The sequence below is a fragment of the Pseudomonas sp. genome (assembly GCF_030696055.1).
Lineage (GTDB): Bacteria > Pseudomonadota > Gammaproteobacteria > Pseudomonadales > Pseudomonadaceae > Aquipseudomonas.
Map to the genome: position 1 here is coordinate 1 of NZ_JAUYNP010000278.1, position 3,534 is coordinate 3,534.

The 3,534-nt window shown below is 62.8% G+C and carries 3 protein-coding genes; all 3 read right to left on the reverse strand.

Annotated elements, in window-relative coordinates; all coding sequences use genetic code 11:
* Positions 1–227: 227 nt before the first annotated feature.
* A complete protein-coding gene (locus Q8Q83_RS16415; protein ID WP_305625200.1) occupies positions 228–1,016 on the reverse strand; it encodes an alpha/beta hydrolase in 789 nt (262 codons plus the stop codon).
* Positions 1,017–1,247: 231 nt separating this feature from the next.
* Positions 1,248–2,630 (reverse strand): cysteine--tRNA ligase, encoded by a 1,383-nt coding sequence (gene cysS, locus Q8Q83_RS16420; protein ID WP_305625201.1) that lies wholly within the window; start codon positions 2,628–2,630, stop codon positions 1,248–1,250.
* A gap of 62 nt (positions 2,631–2,692) precedes the next feature.
* The coding region (locus tag Q8Q83_RS16425) for a glutamate--tRNA ligase family protein (protein ID WP_305625202.1) at positions 2,693–3,534 on the reverse strand (842 nt) is incomplete at its 5' end.

Below are 3,534 nucleotides of genomic sequence, written 5' to 3' on the forward strand. Positions count from 1 at the left end.
CGTCGGCTAAACGGCGTTGAAAACGACCTCGGAATGCTCATTTACAGCTCGTAAACTCCGCTTCCTCGGCCGTTTTCGCCACCGTTTATCTCTAGCTCGCGAGATCGTGAACAGGTTCTAAGGCCTGCTGCATAACGGCTCAAATGAACGGTGGCCAAACGCCAATCCCTAAGAGTCGGTTCACTATCTCGCGAGCGCAGGCAAGGCAAAAACAGGCGGACACTGCGCTAGCCCTTACATAACGCGCCCTTAAGTAGCCTCAGGTACTCCGGGCGTTGCGCTATCGAGTTGTGCCCCGCAGCCGGAATAACCTTGAGCGCAGCCACACCCTTGGCGAAATGGCTGAAGAGCGCATCGGTGCTGGCGCGCGGAATGACCTGGTCCTGTTCCGCCGCGATCAACAGCGTTGGCACGCGGATCTGCTGTGCATATTTCCAGGACTCGAATTTGTCCTTAAGCAGCCACTGCACGGGAATATAAGGAAACCGGCTCTGCGCCAGTTCTTGGATGCTGTTGTAGGGCGTAATCAGGACCAAACGGGCTGCTGGCCGCTGGCTGGCCAGATGCACCGCCACGCCCGCCCCCAAACTGCGCCCCATCACCACAGTGCAGGGGTGCTGGGCATAAACCTGGTCAAACAGGGCAAGCGCATCGGCCTGAATAGCCTCTTCGGAGGGCGAGCCGCCGCTGCCGCCGTAGCCTCGGTAATGCAGCAGGTAGAGCGCATGATCGCTGAAGGCCTGGGAAAAATCGGGCAGGTTGAGGGAGACGTCCTCGCCGTTGCCGCCGAAGTAGATCAAGGCATTCGGGCCCTCGAGTGGCCGGGTGGAAACCAGCACCTCGGCACCCTCTAGGGGCAGCTTGAGCAGCGTGGCGGGGTTATCAATAGCGCGGGGCTGCGGGAAGTAGATAAACGAGCGCTGGAACACCAGCAAAGCAACGCAGAGCAGCAGATACAAGGCTCCAGCCCCTAGCAAAAACGCAACCAGGGCTCGCGATAGACGGCTGACGTGCATTGAATCTCCCTTCTGCTTCTATGGCCGCAGAAAAAACCGTTCGGCCTGATTGCGACCCGGCAAGGCGCAGTAACTGGCGGGTCGAGCCGAGTAAAGCATCATCCCGGCGCAATGGATAAACAGCGGGTAGATACCAGCACGACGCCCGCCAAAACTGCACCGCTCGGAATGCTCTGTAGCCATAAATAAACAGGCCGCTCGAGAGCGGCCTGTTTAATAGCAGCGCATGCCTTACTCGGCCAAGCGCCAGCTGGTGCCGCCCTTGCCGTCTTCCAGCACCACGCCCATGGCGCTGAGCTGGTCGCGGATGCGGTCGGACTCGCCCCAGTTCTTCGCCGCGCGGGCGTCAAGGCGGGCCTGGATCAGTGCTTCGACCTCGGCCGCATCGACCTTGCCCGCGGCATCGGCCTGGAGGAAAGCCTCAGGTTCCAGCTGCAATACGCCGAGCAGACCGGCCAGCTCCTTCAAGCGCGCCGCCAGACCGGCCGCCGCGGGCAGATCGCTGCCGCGCAGGCGATTGATCTCGCTCGCCAACTCGAACAACACCGAGCAAGCACCCGCGGTATTGAAGTCGTCGTTCATCGCCTGGGCGAAACGCTCGATAAAGGCCTCGCCACCGGCAGGCGCCGCTTGCGGCAGACCTTTGAGCGAGTGGTAGAAACGCTCAAGCGCCCGCTTGGACTCGCGCAGGTTCTCTTCCGAGTAGTTGATCGGGCTGCGGTAGTGGCTGGCGATCAGCAGGTAGCGCACCACTTCCGGGTGGTACTTCTCCAGCACCTCGCGGATGGTGAAGAAGTTGCCCAGGGACTTGGACATCTTCTCGCCGTTGATGGTGATCATCCCGCAGTGCAGCCAGGCGTTGGCGTAGGGCTTGCCGGTGGCCGCCTCGCTCTGGGCGATCTCGTTCTCGTGGTGAGGGAACTCCAGGTCGTTGCCGCCGCCGTGGATATCGAAAGAATCGCCCAGGCAGCAGGTGGACATCACCGAGCACTCGATGTGCCAGCCCGGACGCCCCTCGCCCCAAGGCGACTGCCAGCTCGGCTCGCCGGGCTTGGCGCCCTTCCACAGCACGAAGTCCAGCGGGTCTTCCTTGGACTCGTCCGGCTCGATGCGCGCGCCGATGCGCAGGTCTTCCACGCGGCGGCGCGACAGCTTGCCGTAGCCGGCGAACTTGCCGACGCGGTAATACACGTCGCCATTGCCCGGCGCGTAGGCGTAGCCCTTGTCGATCAGGGTCTGGATCATCGCGTGCATGCCGGCGATATGCTCGGTGGCGCGCGGTTCCAGGTCCGGCTTGAGGATGTTCAGGCGCGCTTCGTCTTCGTGCATCGCGGCGATCATGCGCTCGGTCAGGGCCTCGAAGGCCTCGCCGTTCTCCTTGGCGCGGTTGATAATCTTGTCGTCGATGTCGGTGATGTTGCGCACGTAGGTCAGGTCATAGCCGCTATGGCGCAGCCAGCGGGTCACCACGTCGAAGGCCACCATGCTGCGGCCGTGGCCCAGGTGGCAGTAGTCGTACACGGTCATGCCGCAGACGTACATGCGCACCTGGTCGCCATCCAGCGGCTTGAAGGCTTCTTTGCTTTTGGTCAGCGTGTTGTAGATCGAGAGCATCGGCATTCCTTGGAAAACCACGGGCCAGCATGCCGGCCCGGTTTACGGCGCATTCGGTTTGATTAAGCCCAGGAATCGCGCAGCGTTACGGTACGGTTGAACACCGGCGCACCCGGCTTGCTGTCCTTGATATCGGCGCAGAAGTAGCCTTCGCGCTCGAACTGGAAGCGCTCTTCCGGTGCGGCACCCGCCAGCGACGGCTCGGCGCGACAGCCCTTGAGCACCACCAGCGAATCCGGGTTGATATTGTCGAGGAAGCTGGCGCCCTCCTCGGCCTTCTCCGGGTTGGCGGAGCGGAACAGGCGGTCGTACAGACGCACCTCGCACTCGACGCTTTCCGCCGCCGGCACCCAGTGGATCACACCCTTGACCTTGCGACCCTCGGGGTTCTTGCCCAGGGTGTTCTCGTCATAGCTGCAGTGCAGCTCGACTATGTTGCCGGCGGCATCCTTGATCGCCTCATCGGCACGGATCACGTAGCTGCCGCGCAGGCGCACTTCGCCGCCGGGGATCAGGCGCTTGAAGCCGGCCGGCGGGACTTCTTCGAAGTCGCTGGCGTCGATATAGATCTCGCGGCTGAACGGCAGCACACGCACGCCCATCTCCTGCTTGGGGTGGCGCGCCAGTTCGAGGTTTTCGACCCGACCTTCAGGGTAGTTAGTGATGACCACCTTGAGCGGCTTGAGCACGCACATGGCGCGGGCGGCATTGGCGTCCAGGTCGTCACGGATGGCGAATTCCAGCATGCCTACGTCCACGAGGCCGCCGGCGCGGTTGACGCCGATCATGTCGCAGAAGGTGCGGATCGAGGCCGGGGTGTAGCCGCGGCGACGGTAGCCGCTCAAGGTCGACATGCGCGGGTCGTCCCAGCCATGCACGTGGTTTTCATCGACCAGCTGCTTGA